Origin of the sequence: Acinetobacter tjernbergiae DSM 14971 = CIP 107465, assembly GCF_000374425.1 — a bacterium.
In the GTDB taxonomy this organism is placed as follows: Bacteria; Pseudomonadota; Gammaproteobacteria; order Pseudomonadales; family Moraxellaceae; genus Acinetobacter; species Acinetobacter tjernbergiae.
This window is the reverse complement of the sequence record NZ_KB894372.1, coordinates 33,595-59,440: the sequence shown is the minus strand read 5'-3', so window position 1 is coordinate 59,440 and position 25,846 is coordinate 33,595. Positions and strand designations below refer to the sequence as shown.

Genomic DNA, 25,846 nt, shown 5'->3' with positions numbered 1-25,846 from the left:
AAATGTCATGTTGACGTTTGTGTTCATCGAGCTTCGCCTTGCGCTGCACTTTAAGCTGCGCTTTCTTATGGCACTATAACAACACCTCATGCTCAGGGTTATCATTTAGGAGTTTGTAATGTCCAAGACTGGATTTGGTCAAATGTATCGCCAACTTTCGAGTAAGTTACTTGACCTCGTGGTCACCCCACATGTTCTTGGTGAAGTTCCTACAGAGTCCACCGTAACTGAGCAAAACACAACAGATTCAAATACCGTAATTTGCTATGTTTTACAAAATTATTCACGTAGTAATGCCTTAGTCGTCGATGGAGAGACTCGCCGTCTGCACCTAAAACCAGCTTTAGATGCAATGAGTTTTGGTAATTATCAAGAAAAAAACTCAGTTCTATTTTTACATCAAAATGAAAATAACCTTTTTAACACACAAACCTACCCACCACGCCTTCTACAGCTCATCGAAGCATTAGAACAAACTGCTGAAGTAGAAGTTCAACTGGTACCTGTCACTGTCCTGTGGGGACGTTCGCCAGACAAAGAAGATTCTTGGTTTAAATTATTATTTTCTGATACTTGGGCAACACCAGGGACAGTGAAGCAACTCATGAATATTGGCTTACATGGGCGCGATTCATATTTAGAGTTTCATGAGCCTCAATCTTTGCGAGAATTGGTAGATTATGCCAAGAAGCATCACCCAAATATTTCGCCTGCAACTTATATTGCAAGTTCGTTAGACACTTACCTCGATCAGCAACGTGAAGTAGTACTAGGCCCTGACTTGTCTGACCGCCGTAATGTGATGCAATCCGTGGTGAAGGCACGCGATGTACAAGATGCCATTCGCCGTGAAAGTATTCAACATAAGATCAGCATGCTCGAAGCAGAACGTCGTGCAATTGGCTATGTCAATGAAATCGTTTCTGATTATTCAGCTTCTGCCGTTCGTTTTGCAGATATGGCTTTAACCCGTTTATGGACACAACTCTATGACGGCGTTGAAGTACACAACTTCAGTACTGTGCGTGAACTCGCAAAAGACTACGAAATTATTTACACACCTTGTCACCGTAGCCATATCGACTATTTACTCTTGTCATATGTAATCTATAAACGTGGCTTAATGATTCCATATATCGCTGCGGGTGATAACCTAAACTTACCGTTTGTGGGTCAGTTACTACGTGGTGGTGGTGCGTTCTTTATTCGCCGCTCATTCCGTGGAAATGCACTATATACCTCTGTATTTAAGGAATATTTATATAGCATTCTGTCACGTAACACCCCAATCGAATACTTCATTGAAGGGGGGCGTTCACGTACTGGACGCTTACTTCCACCGAAAACAGGTATGCTCGCCATGACCGTGCACGGTCATTTACGTGGACGTGCGAAACCGATCGTCTTCTTACCAACGTATATTGGTTATGAGCGCTTGATGGAAGGCTCAACGTACGTGGGTGAAATGCAAGGTAAGCCAAAAGAAGCCGAATCAATTTTTGGTATCGTCAAAACCTTACGTAAAATTGAGAGAATCTTCGGCAAAGTACACGTCAACTTTGGTGAACCTGTTTTCCTCGATGATATTTTAAAGCAGCATAATGCAGATAAAATTCAGATTGAAAAAAATGATGCACCGATTCCTGCTGAGGTGTCTCATGTTGTTTCTAGCTCAGCCAATCTGATTTTAGAAAATATTAACCGAGCAGCAGTGATCAATCCTGTTTCTTTACTGTCTTTGATTTTATTGGCAACACCAAAACACACACTAGACGAAGAAATCTGTATTAAACAGCTTGATATCTACCGTGATTTGGCGACACAACAACCTTATGATGAGCGTACTGAAGTAACATCATTATCAGGTAAAGAAATCATTGCCTACGGTTTAAAACTCAAGCTGATTAAACGCGTGCAACATGTTTTAGGCGATATTATTGCGATTGAAGACAATCAAGCCGTCTTGCTAACTTACTTCCGCAACAACATCTTACATGCCTTTGTATTACCATCATTGGTTGCATCATTGGTTGAGCATAACGGTAAAATTAATAAAACAGATTTAAGCAATGTGATTCGGACTTTATATCCTTTCTTAAAAGCTGAACTGTTTATGAAATGGCAAGCGGCTGAATTACAACAGCACATTGATACATATATCGATGCGCTCGTTCAAATTGGTCTCATTTTCCAAGATCATGATGGTAACTTATTTAGCCCAACACCAAACAGTGAAGAACATCAGAAGCTTTTAACATTAGGCATGCCGGTTAAACAAAGCTTAGAGCGTTATTACATGACGCTTGCGCTGATTACGCAACGTGGTTCTGGCAATATTTCAACCAAGCAAGTTGAAGAACTCAGTCATTTATTAGGTCAACGTTTATCTGTCCTATATGAGTTTAATTCACCTGAGTTCTTTGATAAGTCTTTATTCCAAAGCTTTATTAAAGTCCTTACACAGCAAAATTATATTCGTAATAATGAACAAGGTTTCATTGAGTATGATGATAATTTCAGTGAAATGGCTGCAGGCGCTCAACTGGTACTGGATGAAACGACATTGCAAATGTTGCAACACATCACAACGTTTAGTGATGAAGAACTTGCAACCGCTTTAGAAGCAATGGCATCACAACAAGCAAAACGCCGTTTAAAACGCAAGAAAGCTTAACGCTATCAACGTTCATTTCTTCTGTGTTAGTTAAAGCGTGAATCGCTTTAGCTAACACAACTTATCGACGACACTCTAAAGATTTGGGGTCATCTAAACATCTGAGTCGTTTGATTAGCTCGACAAAATACGCATCATAATAACCTGAATCGACATAACGATTGCGAATCTTCGCCACTAGAGCTTCATAACCTTGTTTTTCGTATCCTGAGATATCTGCCCAATAATAGGCAGGTAAATGATTTTCCCATTGCATTGCTTGTGCTGCTAAAACATTACTATTTTTCACAAACCAAGTTCGTATCTGATGTCCAAAACCATTGGGATAAGCTTGAGGTCGAATCACAATATTGATTGCAAAATATGCCACAGGAAAGTTCACCACTTGGGTCGATTCACCAAACTCTTTTTTCAAGTTATAAGGTAATACGCCATACGCTGGTGCAGCCAAGATATCGATCTTCTTTTGTTTAAAAGAATCAACTGCCGTCGCAAAATCCACATAAACAGGTTTTGCCGATACACTTTGCACCAATGCCAATTGAGGCGGATTATTTTCTAGAATACCAATGGTCTTATTCTTTAATTGTGAAACTTTACTGATCTGCTGAGTATTCATGATCATATATGCCGTGCCAATTGGAATCATGCCTAGCACTTCATAATTTTGATCTAGCATACGTTTTTCGACATTTGGATTGGTTAATAACTGCAATAACATACGTGCAACACGATTGTTTGAAATCAAACCAATTCCACTGGTACTCCCCATAAAATGGTTGTAACGATAGGTATGAAAATTAGATGCCACTAAACCTGAACATTTATGTTGATCAAATGCCTGAATCGCATCTTTTTCATCCTTAAAAGTATCAAACTTCAACTGAGTTTTATGTTGAAGTGCATAGAGACGAATATCTTGTAAACGACGACTAATATCGCCCTGAGTACCAAGTGGGTCAAATACACACCATGTTTGCGCACCTGCCCAACTGGTTGTAGTTACGAATCCCAGTATGAGCATACAAATTATTTTTTTCATATTCCCCCCTTAATGCCTCACCACAAACCATGTGTACAACTCAGGCAGTTCCTTTACGGAATCTGTTGGTATTTTAACATCAAAATCCATACCAAGCTTTCAAACTGTCTTGCAGTTTAATCTAATTATTTTCCATTACTATGTGCCGATAACAGTGCGGCATAGTCATTAAAGCAAATCAAATGGTCAAATTTAAACCCAGTTTCCACTAATCGAGTTGCATAAATTCGCTTACCTGTCACTTGCTCAGATGCAAGCTCCACTTCAGGTAAACTCAAGAATTGCTGAAACCAACGTAAAATTTTATGCATGGCTAAAGGGGTGTTGTTGGTCACGATATAGCTCGATTGCACTTGGTCTAAGGTCGCCAACAATGCTAAAAATTTTGCCAAATCATCAATATGGATTCGATTACTAAAATGTACGGTTGGATAGCTAAGGGTCTGCTCAGCAAGTTTTTTTAATCGGGCAATTGATGTCCCATAAATGCCTGTTGGACGCACAATAATGCTCTGTTGCGGATAATAAGCTTGCCACAATAACTCCATCTTCCGAAGTAAATGCCCTTGCTCATCGATTGGCTGAATCACTGACTCATCATCAATTCGCTCCCCTGCATTTTCACCATACACACGGGTGGAAGAAACAATAATAATACGTTGAACAGGATGCCCTTTTAACGCTTCAACAATAGGCTCAATACTATCAACATAGGTTTGCTGATATGCCGCTATGCCACTTTGTGACGGTGCAAGAATCACATAGACCACATCAACTGGACGAAGTTGTGCTAGATCGAGCTGCTGAATATCTTGAAGATAATGTGTTGCGTAACAATCTGTTTTTTGACTACGGCTAATTGTGCTAATGTAGTGAGCTTGCTCAAATAAGTATTTAGCAACACGCTGAGATGTTTTACCATAACCAATAAATAAAATATGCATACATACCCTTGACCAGAGATGACTTCAATCCAGAAATTACAAGGCGTTGGTGCTGCCGCAGCAACCCTATTAGAAAAGCTTCATATTTTTAGCACGGATGATTTGCTGTTTCATCTTCCGCGTGACTATGAAGATCGTAGCACTATTATTCCAATGAATCAGCTGGTTGTTGGACGAAGTTATCTGCTTGAAGGCGAAGTCCGATCAGTGGATTTCCCCCCCGGTAAAAAGAAATCTCTTGCCGCTTTATTACAAGATGATTTTGGCAAGGTCACTTTACGTTTTTATCATATTTACAAAGGTTTAACTGATCGGATCAAAATGGGGCAACAGCTCCGAATTTTTGGTGAGGTTCGCGTCGGTGCACGTGGCTTAGAACTGTATCATCCAGAAATACAAGTCATCCAACAACATACGCCGTTACCAAAAACCCAACTCACGGCAATTTATCCAAGCACGGAAGGACTGACTCAACCCAAGCTACGTGAATATGTACGCCAAGCCTTACAGCACCATAGCGATGACTTGGCTGAGTTATTACCGACTAAATACAGCAATGGCTATGAACTTAAACAAGCATTAGAATATATTCACGAACCCCCTGTTGATGCCAACATGCAACAACTCAATCAAGGTTCACATCCTGCCCAACAACGATTAATTTTTGAAGAACTGGTTGCTCATCAAATTAGTCTGTTAACACGCCGCGCCTATATTCGCCAAATTGCTGCACCTCGTTTTGATAGTAGTAAAGTCTTGGCTAAGGCATTATTAGACGGTCTTCCTTTTCAAATGACCAATGCACAAAAACGAGTTTCTAAGGAAATCTTGCAAGATCTCAAGCAAGATCAACCGATGCTCCGTTTAGTCCAAGGTGATGTAGGAGCAGGTAAAACCTTAGTCGCAGCAGTTGCTGCCTGTCATGCACTAGAAGCGGATTGGCAAGTTGCACTGATGGCACCAACTGAGATTTTAGCCGAACAACATTATTTAAATTTTAAACGTTGGTTTGAGCCGTTAGGCATCCAAGTAGCATGGCTTTCAGGCAAACAAAAGGGCAAAGCGCGCACTCTAGCCGAACAACAAATTAAAGAAGGACATGCGCAACTCATTGTAGGAACACATGCCTTATTCCAAGATACTGTGGGATTCTCCAAACTTGGTTTAGTCATTATTGATGAACAACATCGTTTCGGGGTAGATCAACGTCTTGCTCTAAGAAATAAAGGCGCTAATCAATTCACCCCACATCAATTGGTCATGACAGCAACCCCGATTCCCCGCACCCTCGCGATGAGTGCCTATGGTGATTTAGATACCTCGATTATTGACGAATTACCGCCTGGACGTACGCCTATTCAAACAGTCACCATTCCTTTAGATCGTCGTGAACAAGTCCTGCAACGGATTGCCAGCAATTGTCGTGAAGGTAAACAAGCCTATTGGGTCTGCACCTTAGTTGAACAGTCTGAAACCTTGGATGCACAAGCGGCTGAAGCGACCTACCAAGAAATTAAAGAACGCTTTCCAGATATCAATATTGGTCTAGTACATGGCAAAATGAAGGCCGATGAAAAACAATCCGTCATGCAAGCATTTAAAGACAATCAATTACAACTGTTAATTGCCACTACCGTGATTGAGGTTGGAGTCGATGTCCCGAATGCATCTATTATGATTATTGAGAATGCAGAACGTTTGGGGCTTTCCCAATTACACCAATTGCGTGGTCGGGTTGGGCGTGGTGCTACCGCTAGTTTTTGCGCTCTACTCTACAAAGTACCTTTGTCTCAAAATGGTCAGGAACGCCTTTCAATTTTACGTGAAAGTAATGATGGTTTTGTGATTGCTGAAAAAGATTTGGAAATCCGTGGTCCCGGTGAACTCTTAGGAACTAAACAAACTGGAGATATGGGCTTTCGTGTGGCACGTTTAGAACGTGATGATCATTTACTCACACAAGCACATTATGTCGCTGAACAAATTTTAAGAGATTACCCACAACATGCTGATGGGCTATTAAAACGCTGGCTACCCGAAGCCCCAAGATATGCTTATGTTTAAATTCATTGGCAGATCAACACAACAGCTTTTTGATTATCTAACGCCATGTAGTCTGTGTGATATTGGGATTAAGAAACAATACGGAGTATGCCAAAGTTGTTGGCAACAATTACCGTGGTTAAAACAATCCATCGAACGTAATCAACAACAGATTTTTGTTGCCTGCCATTATCAATATCCAATTGATCGCATCATTCAACAGTTTAAATATGAGCAGAAATTTCATCATCAACGACTATTGGAAGGACTATTACAACAAGTAAAACTTCCTAAAGTTCATGCAATCGTTCCAATGCCAATTTCAACAGATCGCTTGGTAGAACGAGGTTTCAATCAAACATTGTTACTGGCTCAAGCACTGAGTAAAAGCTTAAATCTACCCATCTGGCAACCCGTGCAACGCTTGGCACAACATTCGCAAAAAGGTTTGTCACGCATCGAAAGACTCGAAAATATTGAGCAGCAATTTGTGGCGACACCCCCCAATCATCTTCGTTATCGAAAAGTCTTAATCATCGATGATGTTGTGACTACAGGGAGTTCAATCACTGCTTTATCACACGTGTTACAACAACTTGGCTGCCAAAAAATTTATAGTATCTGTTTAGCAGCCGCAGTAAATCATCAAGCTAGTACACTAAATTTTGCTGACACCATGGAATCACCACGTATTGAGTGAGCGGTGCAAGTAAAGTCGATTGATCATGCAAATCAATCCATTTCATCTCCGCAATTTCAGCTGCAATATGCGGTGCTTGTTTCAATTCCACCTCATAAACATAACTTATCAACAGATGATCAGGCTCATTTGCCGCAGCTGTTTCAAAGCGCCCGACAAACTGTTTGATCTCAGATTCACAACCGATTTCCTCTAAAATCTCACGTTGTATCGCAACTTCAGGAGGCTCATTGCTTTCTAGTTTACCACCCACTTGCATAAAGGCGTGGGTGTTCTGTTTACGCACCAAGAGCAATTGGTTTTGTTCATTCAGTATAATCGCCGCAGCAACCGTTATAGTTTTCACCTATTCTCCTCAGCCCTGAATATCTGTCACAGACATCCATTTGGGTGTCGCAGGTTGATATGCTAAAAATGCGGTTAAAATATCATGAATATTATCTGCGACAATCAAATTTTCCACAAAACGAGCCTGACTAAAACCACGATCCACCGAATCTTGGATGGTTTGAATCAATCCATCATAGAAACCATCAATATTTAAAAATGCACATGGTTTTCGATGAATACCCAACTGATTCCATGTCCATTGTTCAAAAATTTCTTCCATCGTGCCCGCTCCGCCAGGCAATGCGACAAAAGCATCGGCTAACTCTGCCATTTTGGTTTTCCGTTCATGCATATCATTGACTACATACAGTTCAGTTAAACCCGTATGCGCTAATTCTCGATCAACTAAAGCTTGTGGAATGATGCCAATGACCTGCCCACCTGCTTGTAGTGCGCTATCGGCAACCACACCCATTAAACCAGAGCGGCCACCGCCATAAACAAGGGTTTGACCTTGCTGCGCAATTGCCTGCCCTGTCGCTTGCGCAATTTGTTGATAAATAGGATCATTACCAAGAGAAGAACCGCAAAAAACACATATAGAATTCATACAATTAAAACCATTTTATATAACTGTCATGCTGATAAAGTAGGCTATGTAACAAGATTTTTTAGAAATTAACGTTTAGGCAAGTGTTTTTCGTTTCATCCTTGTCTAAAATACACGCTGGTTTTCGGCACAATGCTGAAAATCTTACATTGGCTGCGCGAGGAAAAAAGACATGCTTGAAGCCTTTTATGCCACAGAGCGCGGTAGTCTAGAAGATGCAACAATCAATGGGAGTTTTGATCTCCATCCCGAACTGGTTTGGATTGATCTGATTGCGCCATCTCAAGAAGAACAACAATGGGTATTAGATGCTTATGATCAAAACCTGCCCACATTAAAGTCACTTGAAGACATTTCCTCATCTGCACGATTTTACCGTGATGATGATGGTATTTTGCATATCAGTACATATTTTTTAACAAAGAATAAAAACTATCAGGTCGATGGCGATGCAGATGAATCATTGCATATGCTCGCAATGGTACAAACGGTTGCCTTTATTTTACATAAAGATCGTTTATTTACGATGCGTGGTGAAAAGCTCGTTGCTTTCCGTGCTTTCCGCGCACGCGCACGTCGCAATGACTATGACATGGACTATAAAGACCCAACTTGGATCTTACTAGGATTATTAGAAGCTAAACTGGATGAGCTTGCGGATATCTTGGAAGATATCCACAAGGACTTGGAAAGATACTCCACAGAAGTTCTCAATAATCATCACCGAGAGAAAGTCTTAGATTTGGATGACATGATTACCCGCCTAGCTCAACAGGAAGATATGCTCGGAAAAGCACAACTTTGCTTGATTGACTTGCGCCGAGTATTAACCTTCCTCTCTCGCCCACGTGCTTTGGGCAGTCACATTTACGATGCTGATATTCGAGAATTAAGTGAAGATGTACGCTCACTGGTCGAGCATGATGCCTTCTTATTCCAAAAAGTGCGTTTCTTACTCGATACCACATCGGGCTTCATTAACACCGAACAGAACGATACGATTCGTCGATTCTCAATTTTACCCAGTATGCTTGCGCCACCAATGCTCATCGCCAGTATTTATGGGATGAATACGGATGAATTACCTTTTGCACATGGTAGTTTAAGTTTTTTAGTGGTGACAGGTATTTTAATGGCATTCTTAATATTGCCAATGGTGTACTTCCGCTGGAAGAAATGGATTTAATGTTCTTGTATCTAGAATATTGCGACTAAGGTCACAATATTCTAATCAGTTTATGACAAATTAAATGAGACAAGATCTTTTTCATTCTCAATAAAATAATCGATTAAGGCATCATGCCCTTTTGTTTTCCATCCTAAATATTCATTCGAACTTAAAAAGACAACCAAAAGAAAATTATAATTTACTTTATTAATTTCGAGTTGATTCGGTAAAAAATTTAAAATATTCGATGTAGTAATCGGCAATAAGATTATTCCTCTTACATCATTTTCGATAAGGCGTGTGTCATCAAACAACTGGACACACCCCATACCTATTTGCTCATGTCCTTCAATATCTTCAAGTGTTGCAAATAACTGCCTGATTAAATGAGTATCACCATCAGAAACCGTAATATAAATATGATGTGTATCTGTAGGTATTGAAAAAATAATATGTAAATTTACATCATCACGTAATGTGCTTACGGCTTGATGTCTTTTTGTCCCATCCTCTTTTTCAAAATAATAAAGATTACAATCATCACAAAATAAGTCATTACTTATTATTGTATTGACCACTGCCGATCTTATTTTTGTATATCAGCGATATGCCCCATAACTCCCCAAAGCAAAGAAATTTTAAAACAAAAAAAACAGAGTTAATATTAACTCTGTTTTTCAATCTACAAGATTTCATCAAATCAATTTCAAATCATCTTGTAAATGACAGGCCTGGATGACTTTTAGCATTTTCTCAGACACATTTTTAAAATGCAGACCTTTATTATCTGGCGTTTGGCGCAACCATTGCACCAAAACAGCCAAAGATAAGGTATTACCCTGTTCAAGCTGAGCAAGATCAACAACCAAAGGGAACTCCTTATGCTGTTGAATATGCTTCAAACCCGTCAAATAAACTTGTTCCGCATTTGCAAAATCAATTGTTTTTGAAACAATCAACTGCTGATCAATATACTGAATCACCCTTCACCTACTTATTTTTTGCTAACAGCAGCATCAGCATCTGGTTTAAATGTTGCAATCGCTTTATTTATATCACCGCCATTACGCTGAACAGTTGCGGCGAATTGGTTGCGGAACTGCAAACCAAGGTCAATACCAGAGACATTGATATTACGAACTTTCCATTGATCGCCCTTATCAATTAATTGGAACGATACAGGGATCTTTTCACCATTATGCGAAAAGTCCAAAGTTACCACAGGATTCTTACTATTGGTCGACTTGAATGGACGCATCGTGTAACTTTCATTGGTATATTTCGCGAAAGCACCACCGTAGTTTTCGATAATGACCGCACGGAAGTTTTGCTCAAACTGAGCACGTTGCGCAGCATTTGTATATTGATTATTTGCATAAGTACCCAAGACAATACGTGTGAATGATTGAGAATCAACATACGGATCAAGGTTTTGGCGAATAATCGTTTTCACTAAAGCAGGATTGTTCTGCAATTTAGCATGATCTGCTTTTAAACGTGTAATTAGACCATCAGCAACACGTTTAACAAAATCAGGTGGGGTCTCTGTTGGTGCTGCAAAGGCCGCACTTGCAAGCATCGTTGATAAAATGCTTACTGTTAACGTCTGTTTCAATAATGTATTCACTTCAATCTCCTAACCTGAATTACTCAGCAAATGATGGCTCTGCATCAGCTGCTGCTGGCTGTGATGCTGAACTTTCTGTTGTTGCCGAGCCTGTTGTGGTTTTACTCGAACCACCAGTAATAAATTTACTAATTAAATCTTCTAAATCCATTGTGCCTTGGGTATTTGAAACCACATCACCACGTTTTAAGTAGTTCACACCACCACCTGGCACAACTTTCAAATATTTCTCGCCCAACAAGCCATTGGTTGCAACCATAATATAAGCATCCTCATCCAGACTGGTGATGGAGGTCATGTTACTGATAAGTTGCTGTTCCATTGCTTTTTGTTTCGCTGCATCAGCTTGTTGATAATCAGAACTATAGTGCAATTCGTCCAATGCATTTTTTTTCACTTGTTTTAATTGTTCAGCATTAAAACTGGTTAACTTCCCATCTAAATCGAATTTAACAGTTGCTAAACGTGTTACAGGGTCAAGCGTAATCGATTCCACACGACCAATGGTTACACCACTCATGGTGACCTTTGCACGTGATTTCAAACCATTTACGTTATCAAACTGCGCTGTCATGCTATAGCTATCACGTAGATTTGTACCTACTAAACCACTCACTTTCATCGCAAGAAAAAATAGAGCGATACCGAAGATAATGACAAAAATACCTACGGCCAGCTCACTAGTACGTGATTTCATTAAATCCCTCCGAACATGACCGCAGTCAACACAAAATCAAAACCTAATACACAAAGTGAAGAATATACGACCGTTCTAGTCATCGAAGTCGCAATACCTTCTGGTGTTGGGTCACAGGCATAACCTTGATAGACCGCCACCCATGTACAAATCAGTGCAAAAACAATGCTTTTAACAATAGTGCCATTGAAAATATCATGCCAAAACTGAACCGCACTTTGCATACCGCCCCAGAAAGAACCTTCATCAGCACCGAGGAAATCCACACCAACCAATTTGCCGCCAATAATACCAATCGTTGCAAAAATAACAGTCAACATCGGTAAACTAACAATACCCGCCCATAAACGAGGAGCAACAATTTGTCGCAGTGGATCAACCCCAATCATTTCCATACTAGCAAGTTGTTCACTCTGCTTCATCGAACCAATTTCAGCCGTTAATGCTGAGCCTGCACGTCCTGCAAAGAGCAATGCGGCAACAACCGCAGCAAGTTCACGTAGCAGCGTCAATGAAATGGCAGTACCGAGCATTGCCTCACTACCAAAAGTGACGAGGATGCTATACATCTGCAAACCAAGAACAGCACCAATAAATAAACCAGAAACAGCAATAATCAGTAGGGACATGACCCCAACACGATGCATTTGATATATGAAGCGTTGAAAACCACCTTTTGAAGGGGCTGAAAATAAAATTTGAATGAGCATAAGTGACGCAGCACCTATCCCCTTTATTCGCTCAATAACGAGTCTACCTAACCAGGCAATCGTATTCATGCACGAACCTCGTTATCTAAATATGCTTGGTGAGTAAATTGATATTCGACAGGCCCCTCAGCCGAGCCTGTTAAAAATTGATGCACAAATGGCGAAGCATGTGCTTGTAATTGCTCAGGTGAACCTTCACCCTGAATTTTACCTTCCGCAACCACATAAATATAATCAGCAATCGACAAGGTCTCTGCGACATCATGCGAGACAATAATTGTTGTTAAATCTAAAGCTTCTCGCAAAGAGCGAATCAAGCGGGTGAGTACACCTTTAACGATCGGATCTTGACCTGCAAAGGGTTCGTCATACATGATCAATTCAGGGTCGAGTGCAATCGCACGCGCTAAAGCTACACGACGATTCATACCGCCTGAAAGCTCAGATGGCATTAGTGGTTCAGCACCACGTAACCCAACAGATTCTAGCTTTAAAGCCACTAATTCGGCGATCAGATGTTCTGGTAATTGAGTATGTGCACGAATCGGAAATGCGACATTTTCATAAACGGACATATCTGTAAAGAGCGCACCACTCTGGAATAACATCCCCATGCGTGCGCGAGCAGTAAACAATTCTGGACGTGACATGGCTGCAATATTTTTACCATCTAACAGCACTTCACCTTGATCTGGCACTAACTGCCCACCAATCAAACGGAGCAATGTTGTTTTACCCGTCCCAGATGGTCCCATAATTGCAGTGATTTGACCACGTCGAATTTTTAAACTGACATCATCATAAATGACGCGTTCTCCTCGATTAAAGCTCAAGTGTTTAACTTCGATTAAGGCTTCAGCATCGAGAGGAGATTTGTTATTCATACTGGCATTCATTCCTGCACTTTTTATGCACGCATACTATACACTGAAAGATTAAACGCTTGTTTTTATTTTGATATGCTACGTATGAAGATTATTAATTTATGTAGTTATTCTTTATATCAGCCTTCCCTAGAGAGCTATGCAAATTTGCATTTAATGAATTTGGATTATTTCGATCAAAAATAGCATAGGCAAAAAACAGCCCATTACATAACATCAAAATAACAAATAGACATGGCAGCCCTTCACTACAGATGAAAGACCAAATTTGGCTGAAAAAACTTTTATTTTGCTTAACCCTATTCATTTCTTATTTAAAATTTGAATTAGTAGACATTTTTCAGATTTTACATGACTAATACTAAATAAAAAAGCCAGTTTTACAACTGGCTTCTTCTTTTTATCGGTTTTTATCGATTAAAAGTCGTTTTTCCGACGATAATCATTCGCTACCAAACTTACGTTTTGGACGGTCATCACCGAAGCTACGCTTTGGACGATCTTCACCACCGAAACTACGCTTTGGACGATCTTCACCGCCGAAGCTACGCTTTGGACGATCTTCACCACCGAAACTACGCTTTGGACGATCGCCGAAGCCACCTTCACGTTGCGCTGGACGATCACCAAAATCACGCTTTGGACGGTCGCCGAAGCCACCTTCACGTTGCGCTGGACGATCACCAAAATCACGCTTTGGACGGTCGCTGAAGCCACCTTCGCGTTGCGCTGGACGATCACCAAAATCACGCTTTGGACGGTCGCCGAAGCTACCTTCACGACGCGGTTTATAATCTACACGATTACCACGGTTGTCATCATTCGAATCAAAACGCGGTTTATCATTGAAACCACCTTCACGGCGCGGGCGATCTGAGTTGAACTCACGACGTGGACGGTCTTCGAAACCACCTTCACGACGTGGACGATCTGAATTGAACTCGCGACGTGGACGATCTTCGCCGCCAAATGATGGACGTTCACCACGTGGTTTGTCATCAAAGCTACGCTTTGGACGATCTTCAAAACCACCTTCACGACGTGGGCGATCTGAATTGAACTCACGACGTGGACGATCTTCACCACCAAATGCTGGACGTTCGCCACGTGGTTTGTCATCAAAGCTACGACGTGGACGATCTTCACCGCCTTCACGACGTTTGAAGTTGCTCTCGCCTTCAAAACGACGACCGCCACCAAAACCACCACGACCACCGCCATCACGACCACCACGGCTACGACCACCGCCATCACGACCACGACCACCACCATCACGACTACCACGAGCAGGTGGTGGAGATGGCTCTAAACCTTCGATTTCAGATACATTTAAACGTGCATCTAAATAATCTTCTAAAGCACGGATTTTGCCACGTTCACGGTAAGTTGCCAAAGTAACAGCTTGACCTGTACGGCCCGCACGACCTGTACGACCAATACGGTGTACATAGTCTTCATTTTTCATCGGTAAACCGAAGTTGATTACGTGTGAGATTGTTGGTACGTCTAAACCACGCGCTGCAACGTCAGTCGCAACCAAGATTTTTGCACGACCTTCACGAATACTACGTAAACGACGGTTACGAACGGTTTGTGGCATTGCACCGTGCAACGCAACAACTGAGTGACCCGCTTCAGCTAATTCTTCAGCAAGCATGTCTGTATCTTCTTGTGTGCTTGCGAATACAACAGCTTGATCTACTGATTCGTCAGATAACCAATGCGTAAGTAATTTTTTCTTGTGTTCAAAACCATCAGTCCAATGTAATGTTTGAGTTACATCAGTATTGGTGCTGTGACCAGTTTCGATTGCAATACGTTGTGGATCATTCATCATGCGTTCAGCAAGACGGATAATACGATCAGCAAATGTTGCAGAGAACATTAATGTTTGTTTACGGTTTGCAGCTAATTCACCAATCGCCTCTAAGTCTTCAGAGAAGCCTAGATCAAGCATACGGTCAGCTTCATCAACAATTAATGATTCAACTTTATCAAGTTTAATTTGACGACGGTTTACAAGGTCAAGTAAACGACCAGGGGTCGCAACGACAACTTGTGCACCTTTAAGCTGTTGGATTTGTTTACCAAAAGGCATACCACCCATAATTGCAGCAATACGAACACCTTTCATGTGACGCACTAATGCAATCGCATCTTGGCTAACTTGTTGAGCCAATTCACGCGTAGGAGAAATAACTAAGATTGTAGGCTGAGTTACTGCCTTCATACGATCTTTGAAAGAAACGAATGCTTCTTCACCAGCCAAAGAGTTTAAAGTAGGCAATAAGAATGCAGCAGTTTTACCTGAACCAGTTTGGCTCGAAACTAATAAATCTTTCCCTTCTAACGCAGCGGGAATCGCTTGTTCTTGCACAGGAGTTGGTGTGGTAAAACCTAAACCTTCAAGCGCTTGTTGTAAGGTTTCGTGTAAAGAAAATTCGGCAAAAGTTTTGCTCATAGAGAGTTTCACCCTAATGGGTGCTCCATTTTAATAAATTCAAAAAAATAGACATCGGCAACAAGCGGCAAAGCGACTCAAGCTGAAAATAGATGAAGTTCAGCGGCGATCCGAATAACGACGATGTGGACTAAACGCACGCTTGATTACTGCTTCAACCTGAAGAATCGCTAAGCGATTTTGGCGCAAGATGTGGTCCTCTCGATGGACAGCGTGCGCTTTATGATGAATAGAACTGAATGTTCAGGTAATGAACTGGAATTTAAGTGCGTGGGCGGATTATAGCAGAATAATTTTAAAAGTCACCTTTTTTAATAGGTTTTTTCTATTCGATCACTTTTATTCTTTGTATATTAATTACAACTAAAGAAAAAATTAAGGATTATTGGCTACTTGAGTAAATATCTCCCCAATATTCAAAGATTGATCATTTAAGATATTCCGAATCGCTTTTACCAAACATTCAACTGTCATTTCCTTCAGAATGATCATATCTGAAGCCCAAAAATATGTACCAAAAGCAGATTCACCTGTTCTATTATCTTTAGTCATTAAATATTGAATATTTGCTAGTGTAAAAGCACTTCCTAAAAAAGTTTTGTCACCAACAATAAGCCAAAAATCAATATTTTGTTGCTCAATATCATCCTCTGGAATGTTATGGTATGTCTTGATAGAGAATGCATCATCTTGGTCAATCGTTTGCATTATTATATTTACTCCATTGCTATTTATAAAAAATATTTACGTCAAACTTAAGTTAAGCTATTCTTATTTCTAACAAAAAATATACCACCTAACCATCAATATGAAAAATAAAATTAAAAATCATAGATCACTAATCAAATTATTAATAAGCTTTTGGTTACTCGGATGCCTCAATATTGTCTATTTCGGTTTTCAAATTGATCCGTACCTTAGCAAACATGAACCTGAGCATATTTATCAATATCCCATAGATGGTGTAATTTTAATTTCTTTATTTTTTTCTAGTTATTTTATCGTTACATATTTCCTAGCATCGACTTCGTTTAATCAAAAACATCCTTTTTTGAGTTGTACAATCTTAAGCATCATTACTTTTATCCAACTTTTAATTGTATATAGCAGTGCTATGCATGCACCACCTTTTATGTGGGCATATATGATAAATTTATTTATTCTATTCTTTTTTCATCTTGCTCTATGTGTTTCTATTATTAGACATAAAAAAAAGAGTAGCCAATAGCTACTCTTTTCTCAAAATCTACAAATTATTTTGCAGCTTCGCCCCAAGCTGGAACAACAGTCTGCATCAATGGTTTTAACATTTTCATTGAACTAGCAAGCACTTGACCATTTTCCATTGAATCATTACCACCACGAGCATCAACCACGACACCGCCTGCTTCTTTCACAATCAACTCACCCGCAGCGATATCCCACGGTTTTAAACCAAGTTCAAAGAAACCATCAAAACGACCCGCAGCAACATAAGCCAAATCCAACGCAGCAGAGCCTGTACGACGGAATTGAGCACCTGATTTAGTCACAGCAAGCAAAGAAGCAAAATGTTGCTCTGCATAAGATACGATTTCACCATTACGTTTTGCACGGTAAGGATGACCTACAGCAAGGAATGTGTTTTCTAAAGAATCTTTTACATTCGCACGAATACGACGTTGGTTCATGACTGCACCACGACCACGGCTTGCAGAGAATAATTCATCACGGACTGGATCATAAATCACCCCGTGTTGAGTTACACCTTTATGTTGTACAGCAATAGAAATACAGAAATGAGGAACAGCGTGAATAAAGTTTTGTGTACCATCTAAAGGATCAATCACCCAGCACCAATCTGCATCGTGACCTTTACCTTCTTGCATACCAAATTCTTCACCAAGAAAACTGTGGTTTTTATAGCTTTTACGAAGTGTATCAATTGTTAGTTGTTCGATGTAACGATCTACACGCGTTACTGGACCATCAATGCCTTTTTCTTCAACTTGCAAATCGAGTTTATGACGATTTTGATGCGCCTTTAAAAGCTCTTGACCAACTGTTTGAGCCGCACGCGCAGCCATAACCACCATAGGTTCCATTGAACACCCACTACAAATTTGAAGATTTTGACAAAGAATAATGCATAAAAGCGCCCACATTCTATCAAATATAAGCGCTTTTAGGGGAAAAATGTTGCGAAAAATTATTTCCGCTTTCACATTCTTCTATTTATGAGAACCAAGCTTGTTCAATTGAAGCTAAAATACCGTTGCTATCTAAACCACAGTCTTGCAGCATTTGCTGATGGGTTGCTTGATGTAAGAATTCATCGGGCAAACCTAAATTCAACATTGGTTTTAAAATTCGCGCATGTGCCAAAAATTCATTGACCGCACTGCCTGCTCCTGCCATCACTGCATGTTCTTCCACAGTGACAAAAAGCTGGGTACTCTCTGCAAGCTCACGGATCATTTGCTCATCTAGTGGCTTCACGAAACGCATATTGACCACACGCACACCAATTGCATGTTTATTCGCACACTGTTCTGCGGCTTCAATTGATGCCGCAACTCGACTACCAAACGCCAAAATACTGATCTGCTGTTCAGCATCTACATTAAATTCTGCAACAATTTCAGCTTTACCAATATCCAAAGCAGTCATTTGCTGTTGGATTTCAGCACCTGTACCAACACCTCGCGGATAACGTACGGCAGTTGGTCCATTATAGTGATATGCCGTATGCAACATCTGGCGACATTCATTTTCATCTTTTGGTGCCATGATCACCATGTTAGGTACAGTACGCATATAGGCATAATCATATGCACCTGCATGGGTCGGACCATCTTCACCGACCAAACCAGCACGATCAATCCCAAAAGTGACATCTAGATTTTGCAAGGCAACATCATGGATCAATTGATCATAGCCGCGTTGTAAAAAGGTCGAATAGATTGCCACAACAGGTTTTAAACCTTCACACGCCATACCTGCTGCTAAAGTCACTGCATGTTGCTCGGCAATAGCCACATCGAAGAAACGTTCAGGATATTGTTTTGCAAACTGTACCATTCCAGAGCCTTCGCACATGGCAGGTGTGATTGCAAGTAAACGCTCATCTTGAGCTGCCTGATCACATAACCATTGCCCAAATACATCTGAATATTTAGGCCCCGATTTTTTTGTCGGTGTTGTCGTCGCTGTAGGCGAAATTTTAGTAATGGCATGATAGGTAATCGGGTCTGCTTCCGCAGGCGCAAAACCTTTACCTTTTTTTGTATAAATATGAACTAAACGTGGCCCTTTACGTTTTTTCAATGCTTGAAAAACTTGTGCAAGTTGTTCTACATCATGCCCATCAAAAGGACCAAAGTAATCAAAACCAATTGCTTTAAATAAATTATCGGCAGCATTTGTTGCAGATTGATGCAAACGTGAATTATAAGTCCACTTTGGATGCGGCTGAACATAAGCTTCACCATGTTCATTTAGATTAATGAACTGACCTGTTTCCCAAATCGCTGCTAAGTGCTTGGCAAAACCACCTGTGCTACATGAAATCGACATATCGTTGTCATTTAAGACCACAATCAAATCAGCATCATGCGCTACTGCATCATTCATGGCTTCAAATGCCATGCCTGCTGTCATCGCACCATCACCAACAATCGCAACGACATCACATGGATCTTGTTGATAACGACGCGCCAGTGCCATTCCCAAGCCTGCTGAAATTGCAGTGGATGAATGTCCGACGCCAAAGGTATCAAATTCAGATTCTTCACGTGCTGGGAATGCAGCCAAACCATCTTTAGTACGAATCGTCGTGATACGTTCACGGCGACCTGTCAGCACTTTGTGTGGATAAGCTTGATGACCCACATCCCAAACCAAACGATCTTGTGGCGTATTAAAACAATAATGCAATGCAACAGTTAATTCTATTACACCAAGATTTGCGCCAAAGTGACCACCACTCTGTCCTGCCGCATACAAAATATATTGACGCAACTCATCCGCCACTTGTGCGAGTTGGCTTTGCTCGAGCTGACGTAATTGTTGTGGATGGTCGATTCCATCTAACAATGGCGTAACAGGGCGTTGAGTTGGAATTTCGGTATACAACATAATGTGGCAAAGCCTTTTTAAGCCTGGCAAATCCGAAGCTGGGTTAAATGGGGGCAATCATACAATTAAATACAATCTACCTTCAATCAGCCACATGTGCGAATGATGTAGTGCTGAACATTCTCAAGCCAATCTTAAAGATTGACTCGCTGATTATCCTGAATTATGTCACTGTTTATCAACTATTATTGTGTGCTTTCCATGAAAAAGAAAAACTTATGTGAAAAATCAGAACTCGCAATTCACTCAATCTTCACACATTAAGCTATACTTTGACTGTTTTTATCATGATAGTGAGTTATCTGTGCCGATTGAATTTATTGCAACATCAAAGCTACCAACCGCTTTTGGTGACTTCAATATTTCTGTGTTTCAAGACCCTGAAACGGGTGAAGAACATGTGGCGCTGTCTAAGGGTTTAGAAACAACGCCTGAGGCACCTGTACTGGTACGCATTCATTCTGAATGTTTAACAGGCGATGCTTTCGCTTCGCTTAAATGCGATTGTGGACCTCAACTACAAGCAACTCAACGCTTGATTAATGAAGCAGGTCAAGGTGTGATTTTATATTTGCGCCAAGAAGGGCGTGGCATCGGACTGACCAACAAAATTCGTGCCTATGCCTTGCAAGATCAAGGACATGACACCGTTGATGCTAACTTATTATTAAATCTTCCTGCGGATGCACGTCGTTATGATATGTGCAGCATTATGTTAGACCATCTTCAGATTAAAGAAGTCAAGCTCATTACCAATAACCCTTTAAAGCTGAAAGCTTTGACAGATCTTGGTATTCATGTGACTGAACGCGTTCCTCTCACCGTAGGAAGCAACCCATTCAATGAACAATATTTAAAGACCAAACGTGAGCGTATGGATCATCTTTATCAAAAGGATGACTTCTAAGTGTAGAGTCATCGCACTCATTAAAAGAGTATTTATTAATATGAAATTATTAAGTATTTTCTTAGTAACAGGTCTCCTATTACTAAGTGGCTACACTCAAGCGAATGGGCATAAAGCATCCCCTTTAAATACTAAAATTATCAATCAATTACATAAATTTCAACAGCAAGATCATTTTTTAAGTGATGGCTATCTATATACAGGCGTTCAAGATAATCAATTGAAAAGAGTATTAAATCAAAAAGTAGCTCAGACTGCTGAAGCGTACATCCAGCTTTATCAGCACTCGGATCAACCAAGTAAAGAACAGCGACTGAAAATACTTTCTGAAGGTATCCATCAAATTGATCCTGACTCACTTGGTACAGATGATAGAGAACAAGTTGCAGGTACATTTGAACATTTTTTAGATATTACTGGCTTAGAAAGTTCTGAAGGTATTTTAAATACTTGGCTGTATAACGAAGAAATTAATAGACTTATCGAAAAGAATCGCGCTGCACAGTCTAAATAAAAAGTATTCTCGGCTCTCCAAACTTTTCATCCTAAATCATGTATCTGAATATAGATTTAAAAATCCCTTACTTTTCTTATGGTTTTATGTTTTGATATCACTAATTCTTAGATCACATCATGAGGATCATCATGCAGCACCCAACTTCAGCTGATATTCAACGTGTTCGCGAGTTTTTACTCGATCTACAAGCACGAATTTGTGCAGGACTAGAGCAACAGGAACGTGCAGGCGGTGGTACCGCTGAATTTATCATTGATGATTGGCAACGAACCGAAGGTGGCGGTGGTCGCTCTCGTGTTTTGCAAAATGGTGAAGTGATTGAAAAAGGTGGGGTGATGTTCTCCCACATCAATATTAGTAAACTCCCCGCTTCTGCAACAGAGCGTCATCCGCAAATTGCTGGCGCAAAAGCACAAGCGTTGGGCGTATCTTTAGTGATTCATCCAAATAACCCCAATATTCCAACTTCACATGCCAATGTTCGTTTATTTGTCGCTGAACCTGAAGGACAAGATCCCGTGTGGTGGTTTGGCGGTGGCTTCGACTTAACGCCTTTTTACCCAGATGATCAAGATATTCAGAATTGGCACCAAACAGCCTATGATCTCTGTCAACCTTTTGGCGAAAATGTCTACGCTGAACATAAACAATGGTGTGATGATTATTTCTATTTAAAACACCGTGATGAACAACGTGGCGTTGGCGGTTTATTCTTTGATGATTTGAACCAGTGGGATTTCGACACCTGCTTTAAATATATCCAAGCCGTGGGTAATGGCTATTTAGCCGCGATTTTACCGATTTTTGAAAAGCACCGTGAACAACCTTATACCGAAGCGCAACGTTCTTTCCAACTGTATCGTCGTGGTCGCTATGTTGAGTACAACCTTGTTTATGACCGCGGCACTTTGTTTGGTTTACAAACAGGTGGTCGTATTGAGTCCATCTTGGTGAGTTTACCAAATCTTGCCGGTTGGTCTTATCGTCCTGAATGGGATGATAACTCTACAGAAAAGCGCCTTACAGATTATTATCTAAAACCAAGAGATTGGTTGGGTTTAAATAAATAATTCACTGTAATGATCCCAAGCACCTAAACTTAGGTGCTTTTTTTGTACCTACAGATTGTCGTATATTGTGTGCGTATGAACATGAAAACATGTTTAATAACCACCATCCTCTCTTTAAACTTTGGATAAAAGTATGACCAAACAATTTGCTGTCATTGGGAATCCGATTGAACAATCTCGCTCACCAGAACTCCATCACGCATTTGCAGCAAAAACGGGGGTCAATTTAGACTATAAAAAAATTCTTGCACCTTTGGATGGCTTTGAAAGCACAGCAAAAGATTTTTTTGCTCAAAACGGTATCGGTATGAATGTGACTGTTCCATTTAAAGAACAAGCATTTGCCTTATGCGACCAACTCACTGAGCGTGCAAAAATTGCCAAAGCAGTCAATACCTTATGGATGCAAGATGGCAAACTTTTTGGGGATAATACCGATGGTCAAGGTTTAGTTGCAGCCATTCAAGCCTTAGGTTGGGAACTTAAAAATAGCCGTATTTTAATTTTAGGGGCTGGTGGTGCAACACGTGGTGTGATCTATCCTTTAGTACAAGCAGGTGCAAAGAACATTGTAATAGCCAATCGTACCCTCAGCCGCGCGGAGCAATTGGTTGATGATCTAAAAGATGCCGTACCACAAGCTAAACTGATAGCAATTAACTTAGAACAACTTTCGGGTGAATTTGATTTTGTCATCAATGCAACTTCAGCGAGCCTAACGGGTGACAGCTTACAACTCCCTGAAAGCTTAGTTTTCCATCATGCTTATGAAATGGCGTATGGCAAACCTTCGAGCTTTCTAGATCAAGCCCAAGAGCGTCAAGTTCCCTCGACAGATGGTTTTGGTATGTTGGTGGGTCAAGCGATTGAAGCTTTTTCTATTTGGAATGGGGTCAAACCTGACTTGAAAGATTTTTTATAATTCACCCGCTATTCAATAAAAAAGAACCTGCATTACGCAGGTTCTTTTTTATCAATATTCAATTATTTTGCCGTCAGCATTTTCAAATAAACATCTTTAAAAATTTCATAATCAATAAATTCATTATGCTCAATTTTTAAAGCTTTAATGGTTTTCTCAGACAACTGATTCTTACGTGCATCAACATACACTTGCCCTAAAATCGCAGCGGTTTGTGCCAGTAAAGGTTTTTCTTCACTCGAAACCCCATTATCACGTTCAAATTGGATTTGATATTGTTGAGCAAATAGCTGCTGTGGCTGTTTATATTGGGCTTGTAATTTTTTCCATGCTTGACGATCTTGATCACCATGCATCGCATCATTCACAATACGATTGACTGCCTGACCTAACTTGTCATCGAACTGGTCTTCTTGCTCAAGATGATGTTTCTTCTGTAAGGCTTCAATGCTTTTTAGTGCTTTTCCTTCTGGGTTATACACGTCTTCATTGCCATACCAATAGGCATAAACCGCTGCAATTTCCTGTAATTCTTGGCTAGAGTAACGCTGTGCAATTTGGGGCTTACTTTCAACCAATTTAGCAATAAAGACGGCTTTGTAGGTGTGTTCATAAGCATGTGTTGCATCATAACGTTGTTCTGCAATCACTTTCAGTTGATCATCTAAAGATAAAGTATAAGGCTCAACTGAACGCTCTTGGATACCCGTTTGCCCCAATTTCTCAGAGAAACTTCCCATCGCTTGTTCCAGTATTGAACCTTTACTGGTTTCTGCCCATGTTTTTGCACGTTTCAATTGAGCCTGATCAATCGGTGTGGCATTACCATAGTTCGAAATCAGCATATCCGCTTTCATATTGAAGCGAGCTTTTAACTCAGGTAAGCCATAATTGAAATCATAATCAATTTTGACTGCACGCCCCTCTGCATCTAAACCAATATCGATGATCAATGGATTACGCTTATCTACAGGTGGTAATGCTTTGTCGATATCAGCTTGGTGTTTTGTCCAAAGTGCTTTAAAGGCTTGATCATCAACAAACTGGTTTTGATCATAGACAACAAACTCTTTTTCCAAAGCCTGCAATTTATCAATATAAGATAAGAAGCTTGGTTCAGTCTTCTTCACACCAAATACATCAATCTCATACATACTTTGGCAATATTGTGCATCGCCATAAATCGCCTTCATGGTATTTTGTAGTGCCGTACATTGCGCCTCGGTTAAACCTTCATCATCTACCGATGAAGCTGAATCAGCAACAGCATCAGTTGGCTCTGAATCACCTCTTGCAGCTTGTCTAGCTGCTTCTGCAGCATCTTCTGCAACGTCAGTAATAGATGTATCATCTGCTACTTCATTTTCAACACCAAAATGTTGATTCACCAAACGATAGAGTTGTTGGCTGACCACACTGGCATCATCTGCGGAATCTTTTTTATCTAAGACAGAAGCCGCTGTCTCAGGTTTGGCTTTATTTGTAGTACTTGCTTCATTTGCAATAAATTTTTCTAGATTTTGCTGTTTAATATTCAAAATGCTTTGCATTAAATATTTTTCATTGACTTTGCTATACAAGTTCGCTTGTAGGATTAGCTCTTCAACGGTCGATTTTAAGCGAATTTTTTCAACCACACCTGCCTTTTGGTCAGTTGAAGAAATAGACAAGGCCTGAATATTATTTTGATCAGCAAGACGATAATACACCGCACCTGATGCTTTCATATATTCGACTAGTTTTTTGTAATCAACTTGCTTAAATAAATCTTGATATTTAGAAAAATCTAAATATGCCAAATTGTTTTGGTTTTCTTTGTTCACCAAATACGGCATCAGCGCAAAGTAGTTGATATAAAACTTATAATTATTCAAATCAAGCACCATCGGCACTTTGGCTTGTATCAATAAGGTTGGTTTTTCATAACGTGCAGTGAGGTTGAATGATCCCACTTTTTGGCGATAATGCACAGAACCATCATATTCAAACTGCATGTCGTTTAGGATATTGACCATGACTTGAGCAAACTGATCTGCTTTAGAAAGCTTAGCTGCTTTTTGTTCTTGTGCTAACGCAACATAAAGCGCTTGCTTCTGTTTACTATTTAAATTGACCTTTTGGTCTTGTAAATATTGATCAACTTTTTGCTTGAGCGCTGCATCTAGAGATGATTGCGCGGATGGAGCTGTTGATTTATCTCGTTCAAGATCGACATGAACATTAAATTTTCCGCGATAATCATAGCTCGGATATTCATACATCGCATTGAGACTATTAATCGCCTTTTGCTCTAAATTTTTAGAACCTGAATTGGTTTTAATGACATGCTGCGAGCAAGCAGAAAGACCAAGACCCAATAAGCATAATGTTAAATATTTTAAACGCATAGCTTTACCAAACACCCTTATATCGTTATATTTTCAA

Annotated in this window: 23 protein-coding genes; 8 read left to right on the top strand and 15 right to left on the bottom strand. The window is 40.2% G+C overall.

Annotation, left to right across the window (positions count from 1 at the left end; translation table 11 throughout):
* The first annotated feature begins 118 nt into the window (after positions 1-118).
* A complete protein-coding gene (gene plsB / locus C502_RS0114185; protein WP_018679487.1) occupies positions 119-2,674 on the top strand; it encodes a glycerol-3-phosphate 1-O-acyltransferase PlsB in 2,556 nt (851 codons plus the stop codon).
* 61 nt (positions 2,675-2,735) lie between these two features.
* Here the strand turns inward: plsB and C502_RS0114180 are convergent, their stop codons facing one another.
* Complete coding sequence (locus C502_RS0114180) at positions 2,736-3,716, bottom strand: putative solute-binding protein (protein ID WP_018679486.1); 981 nt, start codon at positions 3,714-3,716, stop codon at positions 2,736-2,738.
* 125 nt (positions 3,717-3,841) lie between these two features.
* Positions 3,842-4,660 (bottom strand): NAD-dependent epimerase/dehydratase family protein, encoded by an 819-nt coding sequence (locus C502_RS0114175; RefSeq protein WP_018679485.1) that lies wholly within the window; start codon positions 4,658-4,660, stop codon positions 3,842-3,844.
* An 18-nt stretch (positions 4,661-4,678) separates the two neighbouring features.
* Here C502_RS0114175 and recG point away from each other — a divergent pair, with 18 nt between their 5' ends.
* Entirely contained in the window at positions 4,679-6,724 is a 2,046-nt protein-coding gene (recG, locus tag C502_RS0114170; protein ID WP_018679484.1) for an ATP-dependent DNA helicase RecG, read from the top strand.
* Positions 6,717-7,403 (top strand): ComF family protein, encoded by a 687-nt coding sequence (locus C502_RS0114165; RefSeq protein ID WP_018679483.1) that lies wholly within the window; start codon positions 6,717-6,719, stop codon positions 7,401-7,403. Before recG ends, C502_RS0114165 begins: the two co-directional genes overlap by 8 nt.
* On the opposite strand, the gene C502_RS0114160 is transcribed toward C502_RS0114165, so the two are convergent.
* Together C502_RS0114160 and C502_RS0114155 are read right to left on the bottom strand one after the other, a co-directional pair.
* Positions 7,354-7,749: an NUDIX hydrolase gene (locus C502_RS0114160; RefSeq protein WP_018679482.1), complete on the bottom strand. Its 396-nt coding sequence runs from the start codon at positions 7,747-7,749 to the stop codon at positions 7,354-7,356. The two genes, C502_RS0114165 and C502_RS0114160, sit on opposite strands and share 50 nt — an antisense overlap.
* A gap of 9 nt (positions 7,750-7,758) precedes the next feature.
* A complete protein-coding gene (locus C502_RS0114155; RefSeq protein ID WP_018679481.1) occupies positions 7,759-8,343 on the bottom strand; it encodes an LOG family protein in 585 nt (194 codons plus the stop codon).
* 172 nt (positions 8,344-8,515) lie between these two features.
* Between C502_RS0114155 and C502_RS0114150 the strand changes: the two genes are divergently transcribed.
* Positions 8,516-9,529, top strand: coding sequence for a magnesium and cobalt transport protein CorA (locus tag C502_RS0114150; protein WP_018679480.1), 1,014 nt, complete (start codon positions 8,516-8,518; stop codon positions 9,527-9,529).
* 50 nt (positions 9,530-9,579) lie between these two features.
* Here the strand turns inward: C502_RS0114150 and C502_RS0114145 are convergent, their stop codons facing one another.
* The 10 genes from C502_RS0114145 to dxs all read right to left on the bottom strand — a co-directional run bounded on the left by C502_RS0114145 (position 9,580) and on the right by dxs (position 20,006).
* Positions 9,580-10,089 carry a hypothetical protein gene (locus tag C502_RS0114145; protein WP_018679479.1) on the bottom strand — a complete coding sequence of 170 codons (510 nt, stop codon included), beginning with the start codon at positions 10,087-10,089 and terminating at the stop codon, positions 9,580-9,582.
* A gap of 117 nt (positions 10,090-10,206) precedes the next feature.
* Positions 10,207-10,494, bottom strand: coding sequence for an STAS domain-containing protein (locus tag C502_RS0114140; RefSeq protein WP_018679478.1), 288 nt, complete (start codon positions 10,492-10,494; stop codon positions 10,207-10,209).
* Positions 10,495-10,505: 11 nt separating this feature from the next.
* On the bottom strand, positions 10,506-11,138 hold the full coding sequence (locus tag C502_RS0114135; RefSeq protein WP_018679477.1) for an MlaC/ttg2D family ABC transporter substrate-binding protein: 633 nt from the start codon (positions 11,136-11,138) through the stop codon (positions 10,506-10,508).
* Between the two features lie 19 nt (positions 11,139-11,157).
* Positions 11,158-11,835 carry an outer membrane lipid asymmetry maintenance protein MlaD gene (mlaD, locus tag C502_RS0114130; RefSeq protein WP_018679476.1) on the bottom strand — a complete coding sequence of 226 codons (678 nt, stop codon included), beginning with the start codon at positions 11,833-11,835 and terminating at the stop codon, positions 11,158-11,160.
* A complete protein-coding gene (gene mlaE / locus C502_RS0114125; RefSeq protein ID WP_018679475.1) occupies positions 11,835-12,614 on the bottom strand; it encodes a lipid asymmetry maintenance ABC transporter permease subunit MlaE in 780 nt (259 codons plus the stop codon). The genes mlaD and mlaE overlap by 1 nt, the downstream gene beginning before the upstream one ends.
* Positions 12,611-13,429: an ABC transporter ATP-binding protein gene (locus C502_RS0114120; protein ID WP_018679474.1), complete on the bottom strand. Its 819-nt coding sequence runs from the start codon at positions 13,427-13,429 to the stop codon at positions 12,611-12,613. The genes mlaE and C502_RS0114120 overlap by 4 nt, the downstream gene beginning before the upstream one ends.
* A gap of 442 nt (positions 13,430-13,871) precedes the next feature.
* Positions 13,872-15,890 (bottom strand): DEAD/DEAH box helicase, encoded by a 2,019-nt coding sequence (locus tag C502_RS18385; RefSeq protein ID WP_018679473.1) that lies wholly within the window; start codon positions 15,888-15,890, stop codon positions 13,872-13,874.
* A 375-nt stretch (positions 15,891-16,265) separates the two neighbouring features.
* Positions 16,266-16,598: a hypothetical protein gene (locus C502_RS0114110; RefSeq protein WP_018679472.1), complete on the bottom strand. Its 333-nt coding sequence runs from the start codon at positions 16,596-16,598 to the stop codon at positions 16,266-16,268.
* 545 nt (positions 16,599-17,143) lie between these two features.
* Positions 17,144-17,974, bottom strand: coding sequence for an inositol monophosphatase family protein (locus C502_RS0114105; RefSeq protein ID WP_018679471.1), 831 nt, complete (start codon positions 17,972-17,974; stop codon positions 17,144-17,146).
* A 130-nt stretch (positions 17,975-18,104) separates the two neighbouring features.
* Positions 18,105-20,006, bottom strand: coding sequence for a 1-deoxy-D-xylulose-5-phosphate synthase (dxs, locus tag C502_RS0114100; protein WP_018679470.1), 1,902 nt, complete (start codon positions 20,004-20,006; stop codon positions 18,105-18,107).
* Positions 20,007-20,310: 304 nt separating this feature from the next.
* Between dxs and ribA the strand changes: the two genes are divergently transcribed.
* The 4 genes from ribA to aroE all read left to right on the top strand — a co-directional run bounded on the left by ribA (position 20,311) and on the right by aroE (position 23,422).
* Positions 20,311-20,913 carry a GTP cyclohydrolase II gene (gene ribA, locus C502_RS0114090; protein ID WP_023274776.1) on the top strand — a complete coding sequence of 201 codons (603 nt, stop codon included), beginning with the start codon at positions 20,311-20,313 and terminating at the stop codon, positions 20,911-20,913.
* Positions 20,914-20,953: 40 nt separating this feature from the next.
* Positions 20,954-21,427: a DUF4844 domain-containing protein gene (locus C502_RS0114085; protein WP_018679467.1), complete on the top strand. Its 474-nt coding sequence runs from the start codon at positions 20,954-20,956 to the stop codon at positions 21,425-21,427.
* Positions 21,428-21,558: 131 nt separating this feature from the next.
* A complete protein-coding gene (gene hemF, locus C502_RS0114080) occupies positions 21,559-22,500 on the top strand; it encodes an oxygen-dependent coproporphyrinogen oxidase (protein ID WP_018679466.1) in 942 nt (313 codons plus the stop codon).
* Between the two features lie 133 nt (positions 22,501-22,633).
* Positions 22,634-23,422, top strand: a complete 789-nt coding sequence (gene aroE, locus C502_RS0114075; protein WP_018679465.1) for a shikimate dehydrogenase — start codon at positions 22,634-22,636, stop codon at positions 23,420-23,422.
* A gap of 62 nt (positions 23,423-23,484) precedes the next feature.
* On the opposite strand, the gene C502_RS0114070 is transcribed toward aroE, so the two are convergent.
* Positions 23,485-25,809: a helix-turn-helix domain-containing protein gene (locus C502_RS0114070; RefSeq protein WP_018679464.1), complete on the bottom strand. Its 2,325-nt coding sequence runs from the start codon at positions 25,807-25,809 to the stop codon at positions 23,485-23,487.
* Positions 25,810-25,846: the final 37 nt, after the last annotated feature.

Excerpts from the sequence above, each read along its gene's own strand:
- plsB (WP_018679487.1), top strand. The coding sequence starts at position 119 with ATGTCCAAGACTGGATTTGGTCAAATGTATCGCCAACTTTCGAGTAAG.
- C502_RS0114180 (WP_018679486.1), bottom strand. The coding sequence starts at position 3,716 with ATGAAAAAAATAATTTGTATGCTCATACTGGGATTCGTAACTACAACC.
- C502_RS0114175 (WP_018679485.1), bottom strand. The coding sequence starts at position 4,660 with ATGCATATTTTATTTATTGGTTATGGTAAAACATCTCAGCGTGTTGCT.
- recG (WP_018679484.1), top strand. The coding sequence starts at position 4,679 with ATGACTTCAATCCAGAAATTACAAGGCGTTGGTGCTGCCGCAGCAACC.
- C502_RS0114165 (WP_018679483.1), top strand. The coding sequence starts at position 6,717 with ATGTTTAAATTCATTGGCAGATCAACACAACAGCTTTTTGATTATCTA.
- C502_RS0114155 (WP_018679481.1), bottom strand. The coding sequence starts at position 8,343 with ATGAATTCTATATGTGTTTTTTGCGGTTCTTCTCTTGGTAATGATCCT.
- C502_RS0114150 (WP_018679480.1), top strand. The coding sequence starts at position 8,516 with ATGCTTGAAGCCTTTTATGCCACAGAGCGCGGTAGTCTAGAAGATGCA.
- mlaD (WP_018679476.1), bottom strand. The coding sequence starts at position 11,835 with ATGAAATCACGTACTAGTGAGCTGGCCGTAGGTATTTTTGTCATTATC.
- mlaE (WP_018679475.1), bottom strand. The coding sequence starts at position 12,614 with ATGAATACGATTGCCTGGTTAGGTAGACTCGTTATTGAGCGAATAAAG.
- C502_RS0114120 (WP_018679474.1), bottom strand. The coding sequence starts at position 13,429 with ATGAATAACAAATCTCCTCTCGATGCTGAAGCCTTAATCGAAGTTAAA.
- C502_RS18385 (WP_018679473.1), bottom strand. The coding sequence starts at position 15,890 with ATGAGCAAAACTTTTGCCGAATTTTCTTTACACGAAACCTTACAACAA.
- C502_RS0114110 (WP_018679472.1), bottom strand. The coding sequence starts at position 16,598 with ATGCAAACGATTGACCAAGATGATGCATTCTCTATCAAGACATACCAT.
- C502_RS0114105 (WP_018679471.1), bottom strand. The coding sequence starts at position 17,974 with ATGGAACCTATGGTGGTTATGGCTGCGCGTGCGGCTCAAACAGTTGGT.
- dxs (WP_018679470.1), bottom strand. The coding sequence starts at position 20,006 with ATGTTGTATACCGAAATTCCAACTCAACGCCCTGTTACGCCATTGTTA.
- C502_RS0114085 (WP_018679467.1), top strand. The coding sequence starts at position 20,954 with ATGAAATTATTAAGTATTTTCTTAGTAACAGGTCTCCTATTACTAAGT.
- hemF (WP_018679466.1), top strand. The coding sequence starts at position 21,559 with ATGCAGCACCCAACTTCAGCTGATATTCAACGTGTTCGCGAGTTTTTA.
- aroE (WP_018679465.1), top strand. The coding sequence starts at position 22,634 with ATGACCAAACAATTTGCTGTCATTGGGAATCCGATTGAACAATCTCGC.
- C502_RS0114070 (WP_018679464.1), bottom strand. The coding sequence starts at position 25,809 with ATGCGTTTAAAATATTTAACATTATGCTTATTGGGTCTTGGTCTTTCT.